Source organism: Nocardia sp. NPDC056564, assembly GCF_042793755.1.
Classification (GTDB): domain Bacteria; phylum Actinomycetota; class Actinomycetes; order Mycobacteriales; family Mycobacteriaceae; genus Nocardia.
Window position 1 is genome coordinate 424,241 of the sequence record NZ_JBHTUR010000006.1, and the last position, 23,338, is coordinate 447,578.

The following is a 23,338-nucleotide window of genomic DNA, read 5'->3' on the forward strand; positions in this document are numbered from 1 at the left end:
TGAACAAGCGCTCTCCCAGATGCCAGGCAGAGCTATACCTTGCTTCCCTGAGCGGGACATCACCGCACCGACACTCAGTCTTGCTCGCGGTGCAGTCCCGTTCGGCAAGCGCCCGCGCTTGGCTGTGTGCTGAGCGGGGCATGGTTGCACTGGAATGCGGGTGCGCCAGTAGCGATGTCCCGTTCGCCATGGTCGCGGCTTCACGTTGCTTGCCGAGCGGGGACATGGTTGCGCCGCTACTCAGCTGTGCCCACCGTGACGTGCCGTTCGACGATTCGGACCGCCCTTTCCTCCCGAGCGGGACACCTCCCACCCGAGCGGGACATCACCGCACTGAGGCTCAGGTTTGCTCGCGGTCAGGTCCCGTTCGGTAGCGTCCGCGCTTGGCTGCGTGCTGAGCGGGACATGGTTGCGGAGAATCGCGAGTGGGAGCGCCGAGATGTCCCGCTCGACGACGTTGTGTGCTGGATGGCGTGCCGTGTGGGACATTGCGGCGTTTGATGCGAGTGTGCGCTCGATGAATTTCGATCGGCGTGGGTCGTGGTCTGGAGCTGCTCCTTGTGGGGCGTGGGCAAGCTCGTGATGCGTGCCACGGGTCGGCTGTGGTCGGTGGCGATTGATTTCGTGCATGGGCGTAGGTGGTTCGGGTTAGACACCTACCGGGTAGGGGTATATGGTCGATCGTGCCGATGGCGCGCTTCGATTCGATCGAGCCGAGCTTTCCGACCGAGGAGTGAGGTACGTGAACCACGACCAGCAGCACCGTAACCCGACTCGCCGCACTGTCGTCCTCGACGTGCGCGGCGTCCGGTGGGCCAGCCAGGCCAATGTCGTCACCGCCGTACTCCGCCGCAGGCCGGGCGTGCTCGACGTCGCTGCCAACCCGACCGCGCAAACCGCCACGATCGCCTACGACCCGACGCGCACCTCGGTAGCCGAACTGGCCGGCTGGATCCGCGACTGCGGCTACCACTGCGCAGGACGCTCGGTGCCGAACCACATCTGCGATCCGCTGGTAGAGCCGACTTCCGCCAATCACGCGGCCGGTCCCGAAGCCGGCCTGGCCACCGCTCATGGCAGAGCTGACGGCCATCCGACATCGCACGACGCCGAGCACCATGCGCCGACCGTTCACTCTGATCATGTAGTGGCCCATGCCGGCCACGACAGTCAGCCCGCTGACACCGATCTGGGCGCGCTGACGGAAGACAACGCTGAGCCGCGACGCGATCTACACGCTGAACATGTAGGGCACGTTGACCGCGCTGCCCATGACGTGCAGGCGGGTAACAGCGCCGAGGCCGGGCAGGACGTGCACGCCGGGCAGGACGTGCACGCCGGTCACGACGTGCACGCCGGTCACGACGTGCACGCCCGTCAGGACGCGCGCGTCGGGCGGGACGCGCGTGGACGACACGCTTCGGATGACGTGCACGCTGATAACGATGCGCGTCTTAGCGATGACGCGAGCGCCGCCATCGCGGGGCAGGACGCGCACGCTGGTCGGGACGCGCGTGCAGACCATGCTGCTGATGATGTGCACGTCGGCCATGACGCTCACGCGGGGAGTGATGCTCATGGCGGGCATGACGCTGACGCTTTCGTTGGGCGTGGCGCACGCTCCAGCGCCGACCACGCTGCGGATGGCGTGCACGCTGGTAACGATGCGCGTCTTAGGGATGACCCGGGTGCCGCCATCGCGGGGCAGGATGCTCACGCTGGTCGGGACGTGCAAGCCCGTCGTGACGTGCGTGCCGCGCAGAACGCGCGTGCAGACCATGCTGCTGATGATGTGCACGTCGGCCATGACGGTCACGCGGGGAGTGATGCGCACGGCGGGCATGACGCACACTCCAGCGCGCACGCACACGCCGGCCACGCAGGCCACGCCGGAATGTCCATGGACGACATGGCCGCCGACATGCGAAATCGATTCCTCGTAGCCGCCGTCTTCGCGGTGCTGGTGATGTTGTGGTCGCCGATGGCTACCGACATGTTCGGGCTGCATCTCCCTGTGCCGTTCGGGATGCGGCAGGACATCTGGGCGTTGATCTTGAGTTTGCCGGTGGTGTTCTATTCGTCGGCGATCTTCTTCACCGGTGCGGTGGCGGCGTTGCGGGCGCGCACGTTGGACATGATGGTGCTGGTCGCGGTGGGGATCGGGGCGGGGTGGTTGTATTCGCTGGCGATCACGCTGACCGGTGGCGGCGAGGTGTTCTACGAGGCCTCGACGATGCTGGCGACCTTTGTGCTGCTGGGACATTGGTTCGAGATGCGGGCGCGCGGCGGCGCCAACGACGCTATTCGCGCGCTGCTGGATCTGGCGCCGCCCAAGGCGGAGGTGATCCGCGACGGCGCGCCGGTCGAGGTGCCTACCGCGGAGGTGGTGGTCGGTGACCTGCTGCTGGTGCGGCCGGGCGCGAAGATCGCCGTCGACGGTGTCGTGGAAGAGGGGGACAGCGAGGTCGACGAGTCGATGGTGACCGGCGAGAGCATGCCGGTGCACAAGGAGCCGGGCTCGACGGTCATCGGCGCCTCGCTGAACACCAACGGCACCTTGCGGATTCGCGCGACCAAGGTCGGCGCGGACACCGCGCTGGCGCAGATCGTGGAACTGGTTCAGCAGGCGCAGAATTCGAAGGCGCCGGGGCAGAAGCTGGCCGACCGCGCGGCCTTCTGGCTGGTTCTGGTCGCATTGTTCGGCGGCGCACTGACATTCGCGGTGTGGCTGCTGGCCGGTGCCTCGTTCGCCAAGGCGATGCTGTTCGCCATCACCGTCGTGGTGGTCACCTGCCCGGACGCGCTCGGCCTCGCCACCCCGACCGCGATCATGGTCGGCACCGGCCTGGGCGCGAAACGCGGTGTGCTGTTCAAGAACGCGCTCGCGCTGGAAGCGGCGGCCCGGATCCAAACCGTGGTCATGGACAAGACCGGCACCCTCACGAAGGGCGAACCGGAAGTCACCGATGTGATTACCGCCGGGGCATATTCGGCCGACGAGGTGCTGGGCCTGGTCGCCGCCGTGGAACGCGAATCCGAACACCCATTGGCCGCCGCGATCGTCCGGCACGCCGAAACCCTCGGCAGCGCAGCGCTGTCCGCCACCAAGTTCGAGAACATCCCGGGCCACGGCGCCATCGCCGAGGTCGACGGCCACCGCGTCGTGGTGGGCAACCGTCGCCTGTTCGAACGCGAGCACATCGACCTCGGATCGCTTGCCGCACAACGCGATCGGCTCGCCGAATCCGGCCACACCGCGGTCCTGGCCGCGATCGACGGCACCGCCGCCGCGGCGATCGCCCTCGCCGACGCACCCCGCGACACCTCCGCCGCCGCGGTCGCCGAGTTGCACAACCTCGGCATCGAGGTGGTCATGCTGACCGGCGACAACCGCGCCACCGCCGAGCGCATCGCCGCCGACCTCGGCATCGACACCGTGATCGCGGAGGTGCTGCCCGGCGACAAGGCGGCGAAAATCGCTGAGCTGCAACGCGATGGGCGCAAGGTCGCGATGGTCGGCGACGGCGTCAACGACGCGCCCGCGCTGGCCGGCGCGGATCTGGGCATCGCGATCGGCGCGGGCACCGACGTCGCCATCGAGACCGCCGACCTGGTCCTGATGCGCTCCGACCCGCTCGACGTCCCCACCGCCCTGCGCATCGGCCGCGGCACCCTGCGCAAAATGCATCAGAACCTGGCCTGGGCGGTCGGCTACAACACCATCGCGCTGCCCATCGCCGCGGGCGTGTTCGTCCCGGCGTTCGGCTTCACGCTGCGCCCGGAGATCGCCGCGATGTCGATGTCGGGTTCCAGCATCATCGTCGCGCTGAACGCGGTGTCGCTCAAACGACTCCGCCTCCCCGGCCGGACTCCGACCGGCGACTAGCGCGGTGAGCCGGCTGGTCTAACGCTCCGCCGGCCGCGGATGAGGCTCGAGGTGCGGCGCGGGCAGGTGCTCGACGCGGCGCTGCGATTGGTGACCCGCCATGGCGCGCGCGGTTGGTGGCTCGCCATGGTGCTGCGGTTGGTGGCTCGTCATGGTGCGCGCGGTTGGTGGCTCGCCATGGTGCTGCGGTTGGTGGCTCGTCATGGTGCGCGCGGTTGGTGGCTCGTCACGGCGCTGCGGCCGGTCACCCGCCACGGCTCGCGGTGGTCGCGTTGGAGGCCGTCTCGCGCGAGGCCGAGTCGGCCAAACCCCGTGTCTACGTGACCTATCCGCGAGTGGAACCGTTGCCGCTCGCCCCCTTCGACCGCGAAGGCAGTGCGCCGGTGCCCTTCGCAGAGGCCATGCCACCCTTTGTCGAGGGCGGCGACTTAGACGACATCCTCATCGCGGCGATGGCGGAAAATGCCTACCGCCGTCGCCGCGAACCCGGACTCGTGGCGTCAGCTGCTACCCGCCGTCGCCGCGAATCTCGACGCGTGGCGTCTGCTGCTACCCGCCGTCGCCGCGAACCTGGACGCGTGGCGTCTGCTGCTACCAACCGTCGCCGCGAACCTCGACGCGCGGCGCCTACTGCTATCCGCCGTCGACACCCCGAGTCAGGCCCGCGAACGATCCGAAACCGCACGGTAATTCGCCCTCGGTCAGCTGCGCGTTTGGAACAAGGAACGTCGGCCGGCGCCAGTACTGCAGCATCACAATGCCGACTGTTCGCAAGCGCTTTGGCCAACGTCTCCCCGCTGCAGTGCTTTCCCAGCCGCAGTCCGGTCCCGCTCGAATGGGTCGCGACCTCCGCCCTGGATCCGGAACTGCTAGCGATGTCCCTTGCTGGCCGCGCCCGAGCGCGAATGGCACCGGGAGCTTCACGATCCCAACGGGGCCGCGACTGCCATCCTGGATTTCGAACTGCCGGCGATGTCCTTGCTGACGGTGGGCAAGGGCACCGGGTGCTCCTCGATCCCGATGGAGTCGTACCGCCGCCCTGAATTTGGAACTACCGGCGACGTCCTTGCCTGCCGCAGGCGAGCGCGCTGGGCACCGGTACCTCTCGATCCCAAGCGGTTCCGCATCACCCGCCACGAGCAGTTTGCCCGCGGTCTGCCAGCCGTGATCGCCTGCGTTGACCCGATCGTGCTGTACATGTCTGAGACACTGACCTAGATTCGGTGGGCATGAAGACGATTGAGCTCACCGCACCCGATGGCCGGCTCGAGGCGGTCCTGGCGCGGCCGTCGGGGGACGGTCCGTGGCCCGGGGTCGTGGTGATCCACGATGGTGTGGGGTTCAGTGCGGATTTGCGGCGGACCGTCGGGATGCTGGCCGACTACGGGTATCTGACGATCGCGCCGAATCTGTTCTCGCGCGGCCGGGTGCGCTGCATTCAGTCGATCTTCCGGGCGCTGGCCTTCACCGGCGATGGTCCGCCGGTGCGCGACGTGCTGGCGGCCCGCGACCGGCTCGTCGCCGAACCCGACTGCACCGGGCGCACCGCCGTGATCGGCTTCTGTATGGGCGGCGGGTTCGCGCTGCTGGTCGCGCCGAAGGGTTTCGACGCGGCCGCGCCGTTCTATCCGTCGCTCTACGGCGACTACCGTGCCGTGCTCGACGGCGCCTGCCCGGTCGTGGCCAGCTACGCCCAACGCGACCCGATCTTGATCGGCGCGCCCCGAAAACTCGACCGGGCGCTGACCGAGCTCGGCGTGGAGCGCGACATCAAGGTGTATCCGAAGGTCACCCACGCGTTCGCCAATGTGACCGCGGCCGACCCGCTGCTGCGCGTCACCGGGCTCGGTTACAACAAGGACGCCGCTCGCGACGCCTGGGAGCGCGTCTTCACATTCTTCGACACCCACCTGACCGGAGCCGAGGAGTAGCAGTTCGCCCGCCGAGCGCCTCGAAATGCGCTCGGTCGCACCGCGAACCGTCGCCCTACTCGCCGCGCCACCGCGGAGCCCGCTTCTCGGCGAACGCGCGCGGACCCTCGAGCGCGTCCTTGCTGATGAACACCGGGCCGGCCTCCTCGAGACTCATCTGCCAGATCGGCGTATCCCAGTCCGAGCCGAAGTCGTTGACGCGATGCATGATTCGCTTCGACGCGCGTACGGACAGCGGTGCGTTCGCGGCGATGGTCTCGGCCAATTCGAGGGCAGTGGTCAGCACCCGGTCGGCGGGCACCACCCGGTTGACCAACCCCCAGTGCGCGGCGCTAGCGGCATCGATCGGCTTACCGGTCAGCGCCATCTCCAGCGCGATCTTCGGCGGGACCGCGCGCGGCAGCCGCAGCAATCCGCCTGCCGCGGCGACCAATCCGCGGGTCACCTCCGGCAGACCCAGCGACGCGTCCTCGCTCATCACCGCGAGGTCACTGGCCAGCACGATCTCGGTGCCACCACCGAGCGCGAACCCGTTGACCGCCGCGATGAGCGGTTTGTCGATGAAATGCTGTACCAGCCCGGCGAATCCGTACTCCGGATGCTCCGGATCGTGAATCACCTTGCCCTGCGCCAATTCCTTGAGATCGGCCCCGGCGCAGAACGCGCGCCCGGCGCCGGTGATCACCCCGACCCGCAGCGACGGATCGGCGGCCAGTTCGGCCAGCGCGGCGCCCACCGCGCTCGACAGCGCGGCGTTCACCGCGTTCATCGACTCCGGGCGATTCAAGGTGATGACGGCGATGTGCCCCTTGCGTTCCAGCGTGGCTGCGGCGGTCAAAGTGGCCCTCCTTCAGAAGTTCTTCCGAACCTACCGGGCTGCTGCCACCGCGCAGTGCGACATCCCGGTCAGCGGGCGCGGTATGCGATACCGCGTGCCCTCCGGGGAGCCGCCCACCCAACAAGCGATCATCCGAAATCGTGTAGCGGCCGACAGCTATTCGGCCGGTTACGAGATCATGCAGGACATCTCGTTCGGCGCACGCGGTAGACGACCCGGCGTGCGCCTAGCACTCCGCGCCACCCGGCGAGCGGTCGCCCGAAATCATCCGGTGTCAGAGACGACGTGGCCGAACATGAGACCGTGCCGTGCGGATATCCCGGTCGGGCGGGCCACATGGCCCGGCGCCGATAGCCGCGCGCCCCCAACAAGCGGGCCGACGTTCGGAACGATCCGACCCTATGACAATCAGCGGACGTCACCGCCATCCACCCGCCGGATGTGACCACAGCTACCGCGCCGCGCGGCCCGTAATGACCGGATTCGACGGTGACCCCGTGCAAGACTTGGCGCGTGAGTGGGCCCAGTGAAGACATTCAGCAGGACAGCGGTGCGCCGGCGGTGAAGACGGGCGGCGGTAGTCACGCGGTGCCGGATCGCGGGGACGTGATCGGCTCCGGGATCATCTGGCTCGCGAAATGGTCGCTGTGCATCGTCGCGATCGCGGCCGGTTCGTGGGTGCTGATGTATCTGCTCGCGAAGCTGTGGGTGGTGATCCTGCCGGTCGCGCTGGCGATCGTGGTGGCGACCGTGCTGTGGCCGCCGACCCGGTGGCTCACGAATCACGGTGTGCGCCCGGCGTTGGCGGCAAGCATCACGATGGTCCTGTTCATCGGCGGGCTGGCCGGCGTGATCGCGTTGATCGTGCCGTCGGTGGTGGATCAGGCGCCGGACCTCGCGGACAAGTCCACCGCGGGCGTGAACCAGGTGCGCGACTGGATGCAGGGTCCCCCGTTGCGGATTCGCGACGAGCAGCTCAACTCCGCGGTCGACGCGATCGTCTCCCGGCTGCAATCGAGCGCCGCGCAGATCGCGGGCGGCGTGTTCAGCGGCGTCTCCACGGCGACATCGGTGCTCATCACCCTGTTCCTGGTGCTCGTGCTGAGCTTCTTCTTCGTCAAGGACGGACCGCGCCTGCTGCCCTGGCTGCACGCCGTGCTCGGCAGCCGCAGCGGTCGTCACGTCGAGGAGGTGCTGAACCGGATCTGGGGCACCCTCGGGGGATTCATCCGGACCCAGGCGCTGGTCAGCCTGATCGACGCGGTGTTCATCGGGGCCGGGCTGGTGATCCTCGGGGTTCCGCTGGCGCTGGTACTCGCGGTGATCACGTTCATCGGCGGGTTCGTGCCGATGGTCGGCGCGTTCGTGGCCGGCGCGCTGGCGGTGCTGGTCGCGCTGGTCGGCAACGGGTTCACCACCGCGTTGATCGTGCTCGCCATCATCGTCGCGGTGCAGCAACTGGAAGGCAATGTGCTGCAACCGGTTCTGCAGAGCCGAAGCATGCAGCTGCACGCGGTGCTGGTGCTGCTCGCGGTCACCGCGGGCGGTTCGCTGTACGGCATCGTCGGCGCGTTCCTCGCCGTTCCGGTGGTGGCGGTGGTCGCGGTGGTGGTCCGCTACATCGGCGAGCAGATCGATGTGGTCACCGCCGCGCCACCGGAGTCCGACGACGAGGTCCAGCCCGCGGCGAAGTAGGTCAGGCGGTCTGCCTGGCCGCCGTGAGCGCGGCGAGGGCGCCGGCGAACATGGTGTTCTTGATGGCGCCGAGCGTGCCGGAGTCCTTGCCGCCGAGCGGGGCGAGCAGGGCGAGCGCGGTGTCGGTGACCGCGCCCTCGGCGGCGGTGGCGTCGACGATATCGACGGCGAGCGCGTCGGTCCCGCCGAAGCGCCTGCCGGTGGTCATCGAGGCGATCGCGGTCTTCGGGGTCAGCTTGGCCTGGATGAGCGCGGCCATGCCCTCGGTGAACGGGATGCGGATGTCGACCTCGGGGAAGCAGAAGTAGCCGCGGTCGGCGCGCATGACGCGGTAGTCGTGTGCGATGGCCAGCATGGCGCCCGCGCCGAAGGCGTGACCGGGCAGCGCGGCGACCGTGGGGACGGGCAGGGCGAGCACGCGCGCGAAGATGTGCTGCACCTCGCCGACGTACCACGGGCCGCGGTCGCTGTGGGCGCCGAGCCAGTCGAGGTCGAGGCCGTTGGAGAAGAACTTGCCGGTCGCGGTGGTGACCAGGCCCTGCGCGCCGTCGGCGAGGACGGTGTCGAGGTGCGCGTTCACCGCGTCGAGAAAGTCCGGGGAGAAGCGGTTTTCGTCGTCGCCGAGGTCGAGGACGGCGATCTTGTCGTGGTAGGTCAGGTTCGGCATGGGATTCCTCGGGTCGGGGGATGGGATTTCGGGAACGGGTGCGGGGTCATGGTGGTGGGCCCAGTGCGAGCACGGCCCGGACCGCGGCGCGGAGTTGTTCGGCGGCCAGGGGATTGGTGAACCGGTTGCGGCGCAACAGGATCGCGGTGGGCAGGTCGACCAGGCACAGGTTGAGGACGTCGACCGCGCGCCGATCGGCGCGACCCCACAGGTTGCGCGACAGTCGGATCATCAAGTCCACCAGCACCTTATCGGTGTCGGCGAGTTCGCTCGCGATGCTCTCGGGCACCTCGCCGAGCAGTTCGTCGCGCTCGATGGTGAGCAGCAACCGGGACGACGTCGGGAACTTCTCGGCGAACGCGACGGGCGCTTGGGCCGCGGCAACCACCGCGTCGACGGCGTCCCGCTTGTCCGGCCCGTCCAGCGCATCGTCGACGAGCGCGGTCTGCAACGCCAGGAACCGATGCGCGGCCCGCAGCCAGGTGCGACCGAGCAGCTCCGCGCGCGACCCGAAGGTGTGATAGATCGCCCCGTTGGACACCCCGGTCGCCGCCGCGACCGCGCGGGTCGTCACCGCGGCCGGACCTGATCGCACGGCCAGCGACTCCGCGGCATCGAGCACGATGTCGGGGTCGTGAGTCCGTGGGCGGGGCATGCGATCACAATAACAGAGCATCTGCTCTGCTATGTGAGTCGGGCCGCCTGTGAGAGTGGGCGCACTCGGTCGTCCTCCGGTGAACATCAGGATGGGCGTACCTCCACGCGTGCGCGGTGGCCGGGCGATGCCGCACGCAGTCATCGGGTCTCCGCCGGCGAGTCGGGTGGATTATCCGTATCGTCAGCCGGGCGCACTCGCGGCTAACTCGCGGAGCGTCGACCTCGGGCGCTACCGCCATTCGATTCCGCACGCGCACTACATATTTCGCCGAGTAACAGGTACTTGGGGTCCTCGAAAGAAGGCTGCGGCGGCTTGGCTATCCTCGTACGAGCCGACGAGACAATGGGGTACTGTTCGGTCCTCCCACCCCTGCCCGAACGAACAGAACGGCGCCCGGCATGTCACGTGTGGTCACCAAGGAGCAGTACTTCGACACGGCTCTGGAGGTGCTCGCCGAACTGGGTTTCAAGGGGCTCAACATCGGCGTCCTGTGCCGCCGTCTCGGGGTCACCAGCGGGTCGTTCTATCACCATTTCGGCAGCTGGCAGGGCTTCGTCGACGTGTTATTGGAACACTGGGAGAACCGGCAGGTGCTGATCCTGCGCACGCTGAACTTCAATCAGGGCAACCCCGATGACGACATCCGCGCCATGTCCGACCTCGCGTCCGGCCTGCATCACGCCGCCGAAGCCGCGATCCGCGCGTGGGCGGCGAACGACGAGTCGGTGAACCTGGCACTCAAGCGGGTCGACGAATCCCGCAGGCGCACAGTGCACAAGGCGATCAAGGGGGTGGTCGGTGACGACGACACCTCCGCGGTGGTCACCGCGCTCGGCATGGCCATGCTGATCGGCTACCAGCAAATCGCCGCGGGCGGCGAGGATCTCTCGCTGGACAAGCTGCTCAACCAGTACGCGCGCCTGATCTACTCGCACGCCCGCCGCTGACGCCGCGCTCAGCCCAGCAGCTCGTCCACGTAGCACCAGCGCCACGCCTCGCCGGGCTCGACGCTGCGCATGACCGGGTGCCCGGTGCTGCCGTAATGCTTGGTCGCGTGATTGCCGATCGAGGAGTCGCAGCAGGCAATATGCTTGCAGGACAGGCACATTCGCAGATGCACCCAGGTCAGTCCCTCGTCGAGGCATTCGGCGCAGACATCCGGGCCCGCCGGGTCGACGATCAGGGGAGCGCTCTCCAGATGGGCGCACGTGTCGCCCGCTCGGGGAGCAGCGAGCGGTTCCAGGGGTTCCTCTTCGGTCTCGTCGTACCGATCGATCATCGACTCCTCGAGATCCAGCCGGGACAGCACGTACTGCAGGATCTCGTAGTCCGCGCCGCCTGAATCGCGAACGCGCAGAACCGTTTCTCGTTCGGCGCGCAGCATCTCCAGCCGCAGCCGCCGGTATTCGGCGGTCGGAGTGGCGAGTTCGGATTCGGAGCGGCCGAGCCGCTCCCAGGCGGCGTTGGTCTTCCAGGTGACCCGGTCGCGCAGCGAATCGACCACCGACGCAGGCGTTTCCGGGGTGATCCACTTGTCGAGCTCGGCCAGGCCCGCGGTTGTCGCCTGCTGGAGCAGGTTCGCCTTTTGCAGTGCGTTCTCCGCGCGGCTCGGCCCGCGCAGGTGCAGCAGCCGGACCAGCCACGGCAGCGAAGTGCCTTGCAGCAGCAGCGTTCCCGCGACCACCACGAGTGCGAGAAGTTTCAACACGGGCAGCTGCGGGGTGTCTTCCGGCAACAGCAGCACCGCGGCCAGCGTGACCACACCGCGCATGCCCGCCCACGACACCACCACCGAATGCCGGATCGGCACCCCGCCGGTATGCCGCCCGAGCCGGCGAATCAGCAACGACCACGGGAAGATCCACAACGGCCGCGCAAGCATCGTGGCGAGCAACACCCCGATCGCGGCCACCATCAGGGTCGTGTGATCGAGTCCGCTGCTCCACGCGCCCTCGAGGATCGCGCGCACCTGCAACCCGATGATCACGAACACCGAACTCTCCAGAATGAACTGGATGGTGCGCCAATTGGTGCGCTCGGCGATCCGCGAGGCCGCGCTCTGCCAGACCGGCGCACCGTGCCCGAGGATCATCCCGCAGGTCACCACCGCGATCACCCCGGACGCGTGAATCCCCTCGGCAGGCAGGTACGCCGCGAACGGCGCGAGAAACGACAGCGTCGTATCCAGCACCGGATCGGTGATCCGACGGCGAAGCAGCGCAAGCAGATACGCCACCACCACGCCGACCGCGGCCCCGCCGCCCGCGGCGAGCAGGAAGTCGCCACCCGCCTGCCACACCGACACCGTCCCGGCCGACGCGGCGATCGCCGTGCGCAACGCCACCAGCGCGGTCGCGTCGTTGAACAGCGACTCGTCCTCGAGGATCGTCACGATCTGGCGCGGCATGCCGATTCGCCGGGCCACCGCGGTCGCCGCCACCGCGTCCGGCGGGGCCACCACCGCGCCCAGGGCGACCGCGACCGCGAACGGCACCGGCAGCAGCAACCACACCACCGTCGCGACGGCGAACGTGCTGAACAGCACCAACCCCACCGACAGCGACGCGATGGTGCGGAGGTTGGCCCGGAAATCCACCAGCGACGTCCGGATCGCCGCCGTGTACAGCAGCGGCGGCAGCAAGCCGAGCAGAATGATCTCCGGATCGGGATGGATCTCCGGCACGAACGGCAGATACGACGCCGCGACACCGGCCACGGTCAGGACGAGCGGCTCGGACACCCCGAAGCGGCGGGCCAGCGCCGCCAGCGCCGCCGCCGAAGCAACAAGAACCACAAGGCCGATCGCGACATGCACCGTCGCATTCTCGCAGAGCGCACCGACGGCAACTCCGCCCGCGGTAGATGACACGTCCGGTGTCGACGGATTTCCTGTGTGAGCGGGGTCCAGGGTCCATGCTTGTCGGCGACAAGGAGGTAGGCATGGAGGAGTTTGCGTCCTGGCGGGCGAACGGCCGGCGGTTCACCCACCGCGGCCACCAGATCTTCTATCGCGACGGCGGCGGTGGCGCCGGCGGCACAGTGGTCTGCATCCACGGATTCCCGACCGCGTCCTGGGACTGGCATCGGGTATGGCCCGGACTGTGCGGACAGTTCGCCCGGGTGCTCGCGCCGGACATGATCGGTTTCGGCTGGTCGGCGAAGCCGCGCAATTACCTGTACTCCATCGCGGATCAGGCGGATCTGCACGAGGATCTGTTGCGCGAGCAGGGGATCGACCGGGTTCACATCCTGGCGCACGACTACGGCGACACCGTCGCTCAGGAGTTGCTGGCGCGCGATGCCGAACGGAGGGCCGCCGGTGACGAGTCGCTGATGATCGAATCGGTGTGCTTGCTCAACGGGGGATTGTTCCCGGAGGCGCATCGAGCTCGGCTGTTGCAACGGTTGCTGGCCAGTCCGCTCGGGCCGCTGTTCAGCCTGCTGGCGACGGAGAGTGCGTTCAACGCGGGACTATCCGGGGTGTTCGGGCCGGACACCAAACCGACCAGGGAGGAATTGGATCAGTTCTGGACGCTATGGTGTGGCAAACGCGGTAAGCGCAACGGCCACAAGTTGATTCGCTATATGAGTGAACGGCGGAAGCATCGCGAGCGGTGGGTCGGGGCGTTGCGTGACGCTCAGGTTCCGGTGCGGCTGATCGACGGTCTGCTCGATCCGGTCTCCGGCGCGCACATGGTCCGCCGCTATCGCGAGTTGATCCCGGAACCCGACGTGGTGGAGCTGCCGAAGGTCGGTCACTACCCACAGGTGGAGGCCGCCGACGAGACGCTCGCGGCATTCCTCGATTTCCACGCCACCCGGGTCGCGCACCGGACCACCTGATCGCGCTCGGCCCACGCTGGCCGTGGGCCGAGTTCGCGGTGGCGATTCACGCACCTGCGCGTCGCTTGTTCGCGAAGTACACCGCGGGTTCCCGGCTGATCAGCCCGTACCCGCTGTCCGGAATCACCGCGAACGGAGCGGGCAGGTGCAGCACCGGGAGGGTCTCGCCGATCAGCGGCCGCTGCTCCCGTTTGATCCGGTAACCGATCTCGACCGCGTCGGGCACATCGTCGCCGACCTCGCCGCCGTCGCACCGGTACGGTTCGAGCCGGAGCGTCCGAATCGCCGTCCGCGTCCAGTGGAACAGCACGCACTCGGACATGCCCGGACGCGCGTACTCCACCAACCCCACGCCGTCGTCCCAGAAGACGAACTGCTCGTCCTCCATCGAGGTGTGATAGCCGGCCTCCACGCTCCACTGACCGATGATCTCGTCGCCATGCACCGGGTGATTGAACCACCGCGCCGCCGTTCTCGGGGCCTTCGAGCGCGTTCGTGCGAAACGGGTTCGTGGAGGATTTCGCGCATGCGGCGAAGCGGAACGTCGGCATTCCGCCGAGGCGGGCGGGCCGGGTCGCGTCGTCTTTATGGCATATGCCATAACATGGCGGTATGGCAGGGACACGCCGAGCGCGTAGCGAAGGTTCCGTACGGCCACGCGCGGGAGACGCGCGGCGGCGGATGATCGAGGGGGCGGTCGAGTCGTTGCGGGTGCACGGGGCCAGTGCGACGAGTGTGGATCGGGTGCTCAGTAGCACGGGCGCGCCGCGCGGGTCGGTGTATCACCACTTCCCCGGCGGGCGCACGGAACTGATCAACGACGCGGTCGTTACCGCGGGCGGCATCATGTCCGAGCTCATCGAGAAACTGACTCGCGATAACGATCCCGTGACCGCGCTCGACCAGTTCGCCGCGATGTGGCGGCACACGCTGGTGGACAGCGACTTCCGCGCGGGTTGTCCGGTCTTCGCCGTCGCGGTCGAAACCAACGACGACGCACCGGAATTCGCCCGCGCCGCCGCCGAGATCTTCGCCCGCTGGGAGCGCTCCCTCGCCGACATGCTCGTCCGCGACGGCATCCCCGAGCTCCGCGCCCACACCCTGGCCACACTCACCGTCGCCGCCTTCGAGGGCGCGATCGCCTTGTGCCGAGCCCAGCACGATATCGCCCCCCTCGACAACGTGGTATCCGAACTCCGCACCCTCATCCCCGCCGTAACCCGCAGCTGACCGCCTTGGCCTGCCGCTGGCTGGGTGGGCTTGCGACCGATCATCCCTTGGCTCGCGATCGGCGGGGATCTCTGGACGACGTCTGGGCTGGATGGCAAGGCATTGTCACCTGTTCGCGGGCGCTGGCTGGAGCATGCGGGAGGGGACGTCTATGGCCAGGTGGCTGGCAGCTGCCTCGGCCGACGAGTACGACGGTTTCGACCTGTGGACTGCTGTTGGTCTCGCACGCGTAGGCCGCTGGGCGGCGCGGCGATTGTCGGAGGCGCGGTGGCCGATGGTGCACACGCCCCGGGACGTGTGGTGGGTGGTACCCCTTGACACACCTATTATGGTGTACACCATAATAGGGAAACCGGATCAGGTCTGGGTGAATCGGGTTTGCGCCGAAGCAATCTCATGGACCGGTCGTTGCCCGCCGATCGAAGGAGCCGCTGATGTCCGTCGCCGATCTCCAGTTGGAGACGATCGAACTGGTCCAGGACGGGCGGGTGCTCACGGCGCGGGTCGTCGCACCGCCGCTGAACTTCGCCACGCCCGAGTTCGTCCGCGATCTGGATGTGCTGACCGCCGCGGTCGACGTCGATGACACGGTCGGCGCGGTGGTGCTGACCGGCGGACTGCCCGGCCGTTTCCTGACGCACGCGGACCCGAGTGCGCTCACCGGGATGATCGAACTGCCGCATCCGTTCATCCCGGCTCGGGTGGCGGCGCCGTTCCTGCGGTTCGGCGATCTGGCGATGCGGTTGCCCGGCGCGACCCGGGTCGCGCAACGCTTCGGCGGCGGTCTCGGCGCGGGACTGGTGTGGGGGCATCGGTGGAAGAAGACCACGTTGCGGATGAATCGGTCGGGGGTCGTGTACCTGGCCGCGATCAACGGCCCCGCACTCGGCGGCGGGCACGAAATCGCGCTGTCCTGCGATCTGCGGTATGCCGCCGACGCCGATCACGTCAAGCTCGGTCAGATCGAGACGCTGGCCAACCTGATCCCGGGTGGCGGCGGAACGCAGCGCCTGTCCCGACTGCTGGGCGCTGCCAAGGCAATTGAGGTGACGCTCGAAGGCGCACCGCTGTCGGCGCGGGAGGGGTACCGACTGGGTCTGGTGCACCGGTTGCTGCCGGAAGACCAGCTGCTGGCCGAAACCCAGGCGACCGCAGCAAGATTGGCGACCCGCAACCCGGTAGTGGTCCAGGAAGCCAAGCGTGCCATCTACTTCGGCACCGACAAGTCGCTGTCCCGTGGCCTGGACCGCGAACAGGCCGGGTTCATCTCGGCCGGCACCACCCCGGCGGCCACCCGCACCACCACGGCGTTCTTCGAGGACCTCGAACGCCTCGGTGACACCCCATTTCTCGCCGACCTGAAGCCCTGGCTCGACGGCACCCGCGTCGACCAGGTGAGCAAATGAACGCGCCGGCCGGCGATGCGGGGACCGCGCAGGGGGAGTGGCACAAGACCGCCTGCATCCTCTGCGAGAACAACTGCGGCCTGCTGATCCAACTCGACGACCGGCGGTTCGCCAAGATCCGTGGCGACAAGGACCACGTCGCGTCCGCGGGGTACACCTGCAACAAGGCGCTGCGCCTCGACCACTACCAGAACGGCGGCGCCCGGCTGACCACGCCGCTGCGCCGCGAACCCGACGGCAGTTTCACCGAAATCGACTGGGACACCGCTATTTCCGAGCTGGCGGCGCGCCTGGTCGAGGTGCGGCAGCGGTACGGCGGCGACAAGATCTTCTACTACGGCGGCGGCGGGCAGGGCAATCATCTCGGTGGCGCGTACAGCGGCGCACTGCGTCGCGCCCTCGGCGCCCGGTACCGGTCCAGCGCGTTGGCTCAGGAGAAGACCGGTGAGGGGTGGGTCGACGGTCATCTCACCGGCGACCACACCACCGGCGACTTCGAGCATGCCGAGGTGTCGGTGTTCCTCGGCAAGAACCCCTGGCAGTCGCACGGTGTCCCGCGGGCCCGCACGGTCTTGCAGCAGATCGCCAAGGATCCCGCGCGCAGCATGATCGTGCTCGACCCGGTGCGCACCGAAACCGCCGATCTCGCCGACTTCCATCTGCAACTGCGCCCGGGTACCGACGCCTGGTGCCTGTCGGCGATCCTCGCCGTCCTGGTCCAGGACGACCTCGTCGACCACGCCTTCCTCGCCGAGCACACCACCGACTCAGCGGCCGTACTGCGCGAACTGTCCGGTGTCGACATCGCCGCCTACGCCGAAATCTGCGGCGTACCGGAACAACTCGTGCGCGCCGCCGCACATCGCATCGGCACCGCGACCAGCGTGGCCACCTACGAAGACCTCGGCGTGCAGCAGAGCCCCAACAGCACCCTCGTCTCGTATCTGAACAAGATGCTCTGGCTGCTCACCGGCAACTTCGCCAAACCCGGTGGCATGCATCCGCATTCGTGGATGGCGCCGCTGGCCGGATACAGCCGCGACATCAAACGCACGCCGGTGACCGGTGCGCCCATCCTGGGCGGGATGGTGCCGTGCAACTCGATCGCGGAGGAGATCCTCACCGACCATCCCGATCGGTTCCGCGCGATGATCATCGAATCATCCAATCCCGCACACTCGCTCGCGGATTCGGCCAAGTTCCGCGCGGCCCTCGACGCGCTGGATCTGGTCGTCGTGCTCGATGTGGCGTTCACCGAGACGGCCAGGCACGCCGACTATGTACTGCCCGCCGCAAGTCAATTCGAGAAGTGGGAGGCCACCTTCTTCAATCTCGAGTTCCCGCACAACACCTTTCACCTGCGTGCGCCCGTCCTCGACCCGCTGCCAGGCACGTTGGCCGAACCGGAGATCTACGCCAGGCTGCTGCGCGAGCTCGGCCCGGTCGGCGGCGGGAAACTCGCCCTGCTCCGGGCGGCCGCGAAACTCGGTCGGGGCCCGTACAAATGGGCGTTCGCCGCGTTGCTGGCGACCGATAAGTCGCTCGCGGGCGTCGCGCCGATCGTGCTCTACGAGACGCTGGGGCCGACCCTGCCGGACAACGCGCGCGCCGCCGCGGTGCTCTGGGGACTCGCCCAACGCGTCGCCAAGGTCTACCCGGCGGCGATGCGCCGGGCCGGGCACCGCGACGCCGACGCGCTCTTCGACGCCATCCTCGCGGGCCGCTCCGGGGTCACCTTCACCGTCGACGATTACGCCGACGCGTGGGACTACCTGCCGTATCCCGACAGACGAATCCCCTTGGCAATACCGGAGTTACTGGACGCCCTGCGCGGCCTCGCCACCACCCCGACCGCGCACACCAGCGCCGAATTCCCGTTCGTCCTCGCCGCGGGGGAACGCCGCGCCTTCACCGCCAACACGATCTTCCGCGACAACACCTGGCGCCATCGCGACCCGAACGGTGCGCTGCGCCTCAACCCCGCGGATGCCGCCGATCTCGGCCTCGCCACCGGCGACCGCGCCCGCATCACCACCACCCGCGGCACCGCCGTCTCCACCGTGGAAATCAACGACCGCATGCAACCGGGCCACGCCTCCCTCCCCAACGGCCTCGGCCTCGACCTCCCCGACGGCACCCAGCGCATCGGCGTAGCCGCCAACGAACTGACCGACCTGACCTGGCGCGACGCGATAGCAGGCACCCCCTGGCACAAACACGTACCGGCCCGCATCGAGCGCCACGAAGCGCCCTGAACCCACCCCGCGGACTGCGGCAGGGCAAGCACTACCGCGAGGAGACGTTGGAACAGTGCGGGGGAGGACGCGGCCGAGCCACCGGACCTGGAGGCCGGTCACCCCAACCTGGCCACCACGGACTCGCACTGCCGCTCAATGCTTCTCGCACAGTGAGCGGCGTCGAGCGACGTGGGCTGTCGCACCCCGGAAATCCAACGCCCGGATCTGCGAACAAGCGGGAGCGCCGGCCGTGCGCATGTCGGTTTCTGCGAACCTCCGGGGCCTCGAAATGGTGAGACGCGAACAGTGGAATGTCGGCTATTGATGCGCGAGCCGCCGGTGTTGAACAGCTGATACGCGAACGCCCCGGCCGCGAACGTGTCGTCGTTGACACGGTCGCGGCCGGGGTGTTCGCGTGAGGGTGTTCGCGAGCCCCTCATCGACTCGCGAAGCACGCCGGCCTAGGGCGTGTTGCCCTGGACGTCGATGCCGCGGGTGGCGAGCCAGGGGAGCGGGTCGATCGGCTCGCCGCTGGGCAGGTGGATTTCGTAGTGCAGGTGCGGGCCGGTGGAGAAGCCGCGGTTGCCGACGGTGGCGATGATGTCGCCCGCGCGCACCTGCTGGCCGACGGTGGCCAGGATGTCGTTGACGTGGCCGTAGATGCCGATGGTGCCGTCGTCCTGCTGCACCCGCACCCACATGCCGAAGCCGCTGGCCGGTCCGGCCTCGATCACGACGCCGTCGGTGACCGCGGCGATCGGCGTGCCGATCGGGTCCGCCAGGTCGAGGCCTGCGTGCATCGCGCCCCACCGCACGCCGAAGGTGGAGGTCAGGATGCCGGCGATGGGGCGGACGGTCTTGGGGCGGGCGGCTTCGACGGCGAGGCGGTGCTGCTCCCACACGACGTTGCCCGGCACGGTCTGCGGCATCTGCGCTTCCCGCGGGGTGAATGCGGTGAACATCGCCTGTGGGGCCACGTCGGTTTCGGCGGCGGCGAGCTTTCCGGTGGTCATGGGGCCGGAGGTCGAGTGCTGATCGGCGGCGGCGAGAACGCCGAGCGAGGCGCTGACGACCGCGGACACGGCCACCGCACGGGTGGCGGCACGGTGGCGTCGAGTCCGGGTCGCGCGCCGACGAGAAGATAACGGAACGGTCACGGGCATGGAACGAACGTACGGGAGGGTCATGCGGGTTCCGCAATCGTGTGGCTACCGTCACAGTGGTGCGAAAGCCCAGTTCAAGTATTACAACTGTGTAACGCACATGGGCGCATTGCGCGTTCACCTGGGGAAATTCCGAATGGCGTCGAGTTGACCACATGGTCGCTCGGTGATCACACTATTTCAGTGGCGACTAACGGAGTCCGAGCCCTCGTGGCGCTGTCCGACCCGACCCGACGTGCCATCTTCGAGGCCCTCCCGGCGGCCCCGCGCGCGGTCGGCGAACTGGCCGAACTCACCGGCGTGACCAGCTCCGCCGTCTCCCAGCACCTGCGCGTCCTCCGCGAGGCCCGCCTCGTCATGATGCGTCCGGAAGGCAACCGCCGCCTCTATTCCCTGGACCCCCGCGGCCTCGGCGACGCCCGCGACTACCTCGACCAGTTCTGGCCCAGCGCCCTGGCCGCCTACGCCGCCGCCCTCCAAACCGCCCGCACCGACACCGCCATCTGACCCAAACCGCTTCGCCCGGAATCGATTCCGCGCGGACGCGCTGCGCTCGAACGCGACCAGGAGAGAGCGCACCACCGATCCAACCCAGCGATGTCCCGTTGATCGCGCCTTCGCGCCCTGAGGCGCGGTGAACGGGACATGAGCGCGCGTGTACTCGCAGTTCGACTCAATAGTGTCCCGTTGGCCGTGCCGTTTACGTGGTTCGGCGTGGTGAATGGGACATGAGCGCGCGTGTGCTCGTGGTTTGACTCAATAGTGTCCTGTTGGCCGTGCCGTTACGTGGTTCGGTGTGGTGGATGGGACGTGAGGACGGGTGTGCTCGCGGTGGTGTCCCCGTTGATCGCACCGCTTACGTCGTCCGGCGCGGTGAATGGGACATGAAGGTGGGTGTACTCGTGGTTCGAGTCGGTGGTGTCCCGTTGGCCGTGCTGCTCATGTGGTTCGGCGCGGTGAAGGGACATGAGCGCAGGTGTAGTCGTGGTTCGACTCGGTGGTGTCCCGTTGGCCGTGCTGCTCACGTGGTTCGGCGTGGTGGATGGGACATGTGGGCGGGCGTGTTGGTGGTCAGACTCGGTGGTGCCCCGTTGACCGCGCCGCTCATGTGGTTCGGCGTGGTCAATGGGACGTGAGGGTGGGTGTAGTCGTGGTTCGACTTGGTGGTGTCTCCTTGACTGCGCCACTTACGTCGTCTGGTGCGGTGATCGGGACGTGAGGGCGGGTGTATTCGTGGCTCGACTTGATGTTGTCCAGTTGGTTGCGCGACTCAGGGTCTTCGGCGTCGCCAACGGGACACCAGTGCGGGCGTCAGCACGATTCGGGCATGTAGGCCCCGGCCGCAGGCGCGCCGGAGGTCGGCAGGGCGCCGCGCCGGAGGCCGGCAGAGTGCCGTGCGCCGGTCCAGTCGGCCAGGTGGGGAACTCGGCCTGGGGCAGTGATGTGGTTGTCGCGTGCGCGACTGACAACGGGTGGGGCTGTCAGCCGACGCGGCGGTAGGGGGTGCGGCGGGGTTGGGTGCCGGTGCCGGGCCAGTTGCGTTTGTTGAGTTGCTTGTCCACGGCGTTGATCACCTCGGTGACGCCGATGCGGAGCAGGCCGGGATCGGGGGTGTCGGCGTCGGGGTCGCCGAGCTGCCCGGCCCAGAGCACGGCGTGCCGGTTGAGCAGGTGCGGGGGCGGCCCGCCCCAGCGTGGTGGCGTCGGGCCGAACATGAGGACGGTGCGGGTGCCGAACGCGGTGGCCAGATGGGCGACACCGGTGTCACCGCTGATCACGAGCCCGGCCTCGGCGATGGTGGCGGCCAGTTCGATCAGGTTCTGCTCGCCGGCCAGCACCCGGCCGATCGGCAGGCCGGCCCGGGCGGCGATGTTCAGCGCGATCTCGCGTTCGTATTCGTCGCCGGTGAGCACCACCTCGCGGCCGAGCACCAGCAGATGCCGGACCACCGCGGCGAACCGATCGGGCGGCCAGCGGCGAGCTGGTGCGCCCGCCCCGACGTGCACGACGACGCAGTCGCGATGGCTGGTGGTCGACACCGGCGGCACCAACCCGAGGTTGCGCCGATCCGCCACGATCCCGTCGGACTCGAGCAGATGACACCAGCGATCCACATCGTGCATGTCCGTCTGCCACTCCGGCCCGGACAGCTCGGGAAACGCCGGATTGCGGTAGCTGAGGATCCGGCCCGGATCCGTCTTCTCCAGTTGCACAATGCTTTCGGTGCTCGGCCCGTGCAGATTGACGGCGAGCTGCGGGCCGGGCGCGTCCCAGCGGAGTCCGCCGACCTCGGCGGTGGGAATCATCGTGTCCACCGACGCGATCAGATCTACGATCGGCTTGAGCCGGTGCGGTGCGGCGAGCACGATGTGATCGTGCGGCTTGGCACGGCGCAGCGCACGAAGCGCCGGGACCCCGGTCAGCAGATCACCAAGGCCCCGTGCCTGCAGCACGAGTACAACCGCCACCCTCTTCTCCTAGCCACCCGAGACTCACGATTTTCGACCCACCCGTTTCACCCCATGGGCGTACACGACGAGAGTCACTTAGGGATGACTACCCGGGCCAAACCGTCGATAAACCCGCCAGGGATCGCCCCGTGTGCTTCGGCGCACTAACCTCGTGACATGACCTCCCGGCTCAACCCGTACCTCAGTTTCGGCGACACGGCCCGCGCAGCTCTGGAGTTCTACCGCGAGGTGTTCGGCGGCACCCTGACCATCAGCACGTTCAGCGAATTCAGCGATGCGGATGCCCCCGGCGCAGACCTGGTCATGCACGGCGTTCTGGAGACCCCGAGCGGGTTCACCCTGATGGCCGCGGACACCCCGCCCGGCATGGAATACAAACCGGGAAGCAGCATTTCGATCAGCCTCAGCGGTGAGGACGCGGCCGAGCTGCACGGGTACTGGGACCGGTTGGCGGAGGCGGGCACGGTGTCGGTTCCGCTGGAGCGGCAGATGTGGGGCGACGAGTTCGGTCTGTGCCAGGACCGGTACGGCATCAGCTGGATGGTGAACATCGTGGCGCCCGCCGCGGTGAATTCCGGCGGGCCGGCGACCGGCGAATCGGCGGTTTAGCCGGACTCCGCCGCCGTATGGGCGGATAATGCAGTGGGTAAGCCCACTGGACTTGCGAGTTGCGTGGGCAAATGTCCAGGAAACCCTACTGGCAAGGCATAACATCGAATTATGACGACAAACAGCGTGCTCGAGGGTCCTTTGCAATCTCTTGCCCGCAGTGCGTGGCAAACCGTTCTGGTCACCGGCTTACTTTCGGTGATCCTCGGTGTGATCATTCTCGCCTGGCCCGGCGTAACCCTGCTGGCGGCGGGAGTCCTGTTCGGAATCTATCTGGTGGTCAGCGGTTTTCTGCAACTGATGGCCGCGTTCGGCGCACCGGCCAGCACCGGGATGCGGGTGCTGGCGTTCATCAGTGGCGTGCTATCCATCGCCATCGGTGTGTTCTGCTTCCGCGACGAGCTGACTTCGATTCTGCTGCTGGCGATCTGGATCGGCATCGGCTGGTTGTTCCGCGGGGTGTCCGCGGTGGTGATCGCGCTGTCCGAGCCTGCCGTGCCCGGACGGTGGCTGGCCGTGTTCTTCGGCGTGATCACCGTGATCGCGGGCATCGTGTTGATCGCCTGGCCGCTGAGCTCGGTGGCGACGCTGGCGATCGTGGTCGGTGTCTGGTTGATCGTGCTCGGCATCATGGAGGTCATCCTGGCGTTCGGAATTCGCAAGGACGCCAAGGCGATCCACGGCGCAACCGGTATCTGACGGAT

General features: G+C 68.1%; 19 protein-coding genes and 2 pseudogenes. 14 read left to right on the plus strand and 7 right to left on the minus strand.

The features are described from left to right. Positions 1-673: 673 nt before the first annotated feature. The 5 genes and pseudogenes from ACFQ9K_RS18855 to ACFQ9K_RS18875 all read left to right on the plus strand — a co-directional run. A pseudogene (locus tag ACFQ9K_RS18855) lies at positions 674-961 on the plus strand (cation transporter); the annotation flags it as partial. Positions 962-1,774: 813 nt separating this feature from the next. Beyond that, positions 1,775-3,886 (plus strand): annotated as a pseudogene (locus ACFQ9K_RS18860) (copper-translocating P-type ATPase); the annotation flags it as partial. 462 nt (positions 3,887-4,348) lie between these two features. Then, positions 4,349-4,576, plus strand: a complete 228-nt coding sequence (locus tag ACFQ9K_RS18865; RefSeq protein ID WP_378716702.1) for a hypothetical protein — start codon at positions 4,349-4,351, stop codon at positions 4,574-4,576. 192 nt (positions 4,577-4,768) lie between these two features. Next, the gene (locus ACFQ9K_RS18870; RefSeq protein WP_378716701.1) at positions 4,769-5,104 is read left to right on the plus strand and encodes a hypothetical protein; all 336 of its coding nucleotides are present in this window, start codon (positions 4,769-4,771) and stop codon (positions 5,102-5,104) included. An 11-nt stretch (positions 5,105-5,115) separates the two neighbouring features. After that, entirely contained in the window at positions 5,116-5,817 is a 702-nt protein-coding gene (locus tag ACFQ9K_RS18875) for a dienelactone hydrolase family protein (protein ID WP_378716700.1), read from the plus strand. A 55-nt stretch (positions 5,818-5,872) separates the two neighbouring features. Here the strand turns inward: ACFQ9K_RS18875 and ACFQ9K_RS18880 are convergent, their stop codons facing one another. Then, positions 5,873-6,655: a crotonase/enoyl-CoA hydratase family protein gene (locus ACFQ9K_RS18880; RefSeq protein ID WP_378716699.1), complete on the minus strand. Its 783-nt coding sequence runs from the start codon at positions 6,653-6,655 to the stop codon at positions 5,873-5,875. Positions 6,656-7,189: 534 nt separating this feature from the next. On the opposite strand from ACFQ9K_RS18880, the gene ACFQ9K_RS18885 reads away from it, so the two are divergent. Continuing rightward, complete coding sequence (locus ACFQ9K_RS18885) at positions 7,190-8,350, plus strand: AI-2E family transporter (protein ID WP_378716782.1); 1,161 nt, start codon at positions 7,190-7,192, stop codon at positions 8,348-8,350. Between the two features lies 1 nt (position 8,351). On the opposite strand, the gene ACFQ9K_RS18890 is transcribed toward ACFQ9K_RS18885, so the two are convergent. Together ACFQ9K_RS18890 and ACFQ9K_RS18895 are read right to left on the minus strand one after the other, a co-directional pair. Continuing rightward, the gene (locus tag ACFQ9K_RS18890; protein WP_378716698.1) at positions 8,352-9,017 is read right to left on the minus strand and encodes an enoyl-CoA hydratase-related protein; all 666 of its coding nucleotides are present in this window, start codon (positions 9,015-9,017) and stop codon (positions 8,352-8,354) included. Positions 9,018-9,063: 46 nt separating this feature from the next. Further along, positions 9,064-9,672 carry a TetR family transcriptional regulator gene (locus tag ACFQ9K_RS18895; protein ID WP_378716696.1) on the minus strand — a complete coding sequence of 203 codons (609 nt, stop codon included), beginning with the start codon at positions 9,670-9,672 and terminating at the stop codon, positions 9,064-9,066. A gap of 401 nt (positions 9,673-10,073) precedes the next feature. On the opposite strand from ACFQ9K_RS18895, the gene ACFQ9K_RS18900 reads away from it, so the two are divergent. Then, on the plus strand, positions 10,074-10,622 hold the full coding sequence (locus ACFQ9K_RS18900; protein ID WP_378716694.1) for a TetR/AcrR family transcriptional regulator: 549 nt from the start codon (positions 10,074-10,076) through the stop codon (positions 10,620-10,622). Between the two features lie 8 nt (positions 10,623-10,630). On the opposite strand, the gene ACFQ9K_RS18905 is transcribed toward ACFQ9K_RS18900, so the two are convergent. Further along, on the minus strand, positions 10,631-12,490 hold the full coding sequence (locus ACFQ9K_RS18905) for a Na+/H+ antiporter (protein WP_378716692.1): 1,860 nt from the start codon (positions 12,488-12,490) through the stop codon (positions 10,631-10,633). 125 nt (positions 12,491-12,615) lie between these two features. On the opposite strand from ACFQ9K_RS18905, the gene ACFQ9K_RS18910 reads away from it, so the two are divergent. Then, positions 12,616-13,518: an alpha/beta fold hydrolase gene (locus tag ACFQ9K_RS18910; protein ID WP_378716690.1), complete on the plus strand. Its 903-nt coding sequence runs from the start codon at positions 12,616-12,618 to the stop codon at positions 13,516-13,518. Positions 13,519-13,564: 46 nt separating this feature from the next. On the opposite strand, the gene ACFQ9K_RS18915 is transcribed toward ACFQ9K_RS18910, so the two are convergent. Further along, positions 13,565-13,963 (minus strand): hypothetical protein, encoded by a 399-nt coding sequence (locus tag ACFQ9K_RS18915; RefSeq protein ID WP_378716688.1) that lies wholly within the window; start codon positions 13,961-13,963, stop codon positions 13,565-13,567. Between the two features lie 236 nt (positions 13,964-14,199). Between ACFQ9K_RS18915 and ACFQ9K_RS18920 the strand changes: the two genes are divergently transcribed. The 3 genes from ACFQ9K_RS18920 (at position 14,200) to ACFQ9K_RS18930 (ending at position 18,409) form a co-directional block, all read left to right on the plus strand. Further along, positions 14,200-14,748, plus strand: a complete 549-nt coding sequence (locus ACFQ9K_RS18920; protein ID WP_378716687.1) for a TetR/AcrR family transcriptional regulator — start codon at positions 14,200-14,202, stop codon at positions 14,746-14,748. Positions 14,749-15,182: 434 nt separating this feature from the next. Continuing rightward, entirely contained in the window at positions 15,183-16,154 is a 972-nt protein-coding gene (locus tag ACFQ9K_RS18925) for an enoyl-CoA hydratase/isomerase family protein (protein ID WP_378716686.1), read from the plus strand. Continuing rightward, positions 16,151-18,409, plus strand: coding sequence for a molybdopterin-dependent oxidoreductase (locus ACFQ9K_RS18930; RefSeq protein WP_378716685.1), 2,259 nt, complete (start codon positions 16,151-16,153; stop codon positions 18,407-18,409). Before ACFQ9K_RS18925 ends, ACFQ9K_RS18930 begins: the two co-directional genes overlap by 4 nt. 443 nt (positions 18,410-18,852) lie before the next feature. On the opposite strand, the gene ACFQ9K_RS18935 is transcribed toward ACFQ9K_RS18930, so the two are convergent. Further along, entirely contained in the window at positions 18,853-19,554 is a 702-nt protein-coding gene (locus ACFQ9K_RS18935) for a M23 family metallopeptidase (protein WP_378726863.1), read from the minus strand. Positions 19,555-19,737: 183 nt separating this feature from the next. On the opposite strand from ACFQ9K_RS18935, the gene ACFQ9K_RS18940 reads away from it, so the two are divergent. Beyond that, positions 19,738-20,061 carry an ArsR/SmtB family transcription factor gene (locus ACFQ9K_RS18940; protein ID WP_378726865.1) on the plus strand — a complete coding sequence of 108 codons (324 nt, stop codon included), beginning with the start codon at positions 19,738-19,740 and terminating at the stop codon, positions 20,059-20,061. 974 nt (positions 20,062-21,035) lie between these two features. Here the strand turns inward: ACFQ9K_RS18940 and ACFQ9K_RS18945 are convergent. Beyond that, entirely contained in the window at positions 21,036-22,022 is a 987-nt protein-coding gene (locus ACFQ9K_RS18945; RefSeq protein ID WP_378726867.1) for a glycosyltransferase family 9 protein, read from the minus strand. A 159-nt stretch (positions 22,023-22,181) separates the two neighbouring features. Between ACFQ9K_RS18945 and ACFQ9K_RS18950 the strand changes: the two genes are divergently transcribed. Together ACFQ9K_RS18950 and ACFQ9K_RS18955 are read left to right on the plus strand one after the other, a co-directional pair. Further along, positions 22,182-22,634: a VOC family protein gene (locus tag ACFQ9K_RS18950; RefSeq protein ID WP_378726869.1), complete on the plus strand. Its 453-nt coding sequence runs from the start codon at positions 22,182-22,184 to the stop codon at positions 22,632-22,634. Between the two features lie 111 nt (positions 22,635-22,745). After that, entirely contained in the window at positions 22,746-23,333 is a 588-nt protein-coding gene (locus tag ACFQ9K_RS18955) for an HdeD family acid-resistance protein (RefSeq protein WP_378726871.1), read from the plus strand. Positions 23,334-23,338: the final 5 nt, after the last annotated feature.

What these genes read in the sequence shown, in the direction of transcription:
- ACFQ9K_RS18865 (WP_378716702.1), top strand. Translation starts at nt 4,349, where the DNA reads ATGCCTACCGCCGTCGCCGCGAACCCGGACTCGTGGCGTCAGCTGCTA.
- ACFQ9K_RS18875 (WP_378716700.1), top strand. Translation starts at nt 5,116, where the DNA reads ATGAAGACGATTGAGCTCACCGCACCCGATGGCCGGCTCGAGGCGGTC.
- ACFQ9K_RS18890 (WP_378716698.1), bottom strand. Translation starts at nt 9,017, where the DNA reads ATGCCGAACCTGACCTACCACGACAAGATCGCCGTCCTCGACCTCGGC.
- ACFQ9K_RS18895 (WP_378716696.1), bottom strand. Translation starts at nt 9,672, where the DNA reads ATGCCCCGCCCACGGACTCACGACCCCGACATCGTGCTCGATGCCGCG.
- ACFQ9K_RS18900 (WP_378716694.1), top strand. Translation starts at nt 10,074, where the DNA reads ATGTCACGTGTGGTCACCAAGGAGCAGTACTTCGACACGGCTCTGGAG.
- ACFQ9K_RS18910 (WP_378716690.1), top strand. Translation starts at nt 12,616, where the DNA reads ATGGAGGAGTTTGCGTCCTGGCGGGCGAACGGCCGGCGGTTCACCCAC.
- ACFQ9K_RS18920 (WP_378716687.1), top strand. Translation starts at nt 14,200, where the DNA reads ATGATCGAGGGGGCGGTCGAGTCGTTGCGGGTGCACGGGGCCAGTGCG.
- ACFQ9K_RS18925 (WP_378716686.1), top strand. Translation starts at nt 15,183, where the DNA reads ATGTCCGTCGCCGATCTCCAGTTGGAGACGATCGAACTGGTCCAGGAC.
- ACFQ9K_RS18930 (WP_378716685.1), top strand. Translation starts at nt 16,151, where the DNA reads ATGAACGCGCCGGCCGGCGATGCGGGGACCGCGCAGGGGGAGTGGCAC.
- ACFQ9K_RS18935 (WP_378726863.1), bottom strand. Translation starts at nt 19,554, where the DNA reads ATGCCCGTGACCGTTCCGTTATCTTCTCGTCGGCGCGCGACCCGGACT.
- ACFQ9K_RS18950 (WP_378726869.1), top strand. Translation starts at nt 22,182, where the DNA reads ATGACCTCCCGGCTCAACCCGTACCTCAGTTTCGGCGACACGGCCCGC.
- ACFQ9K_RS18955 (WP_378726871.1), top strand. Translation starts at nt 22,746, where the DNA reads ATGACGACAAACAGCGTGCTCGAGGGTCCTTTGCAATCTCTTGCCCGC.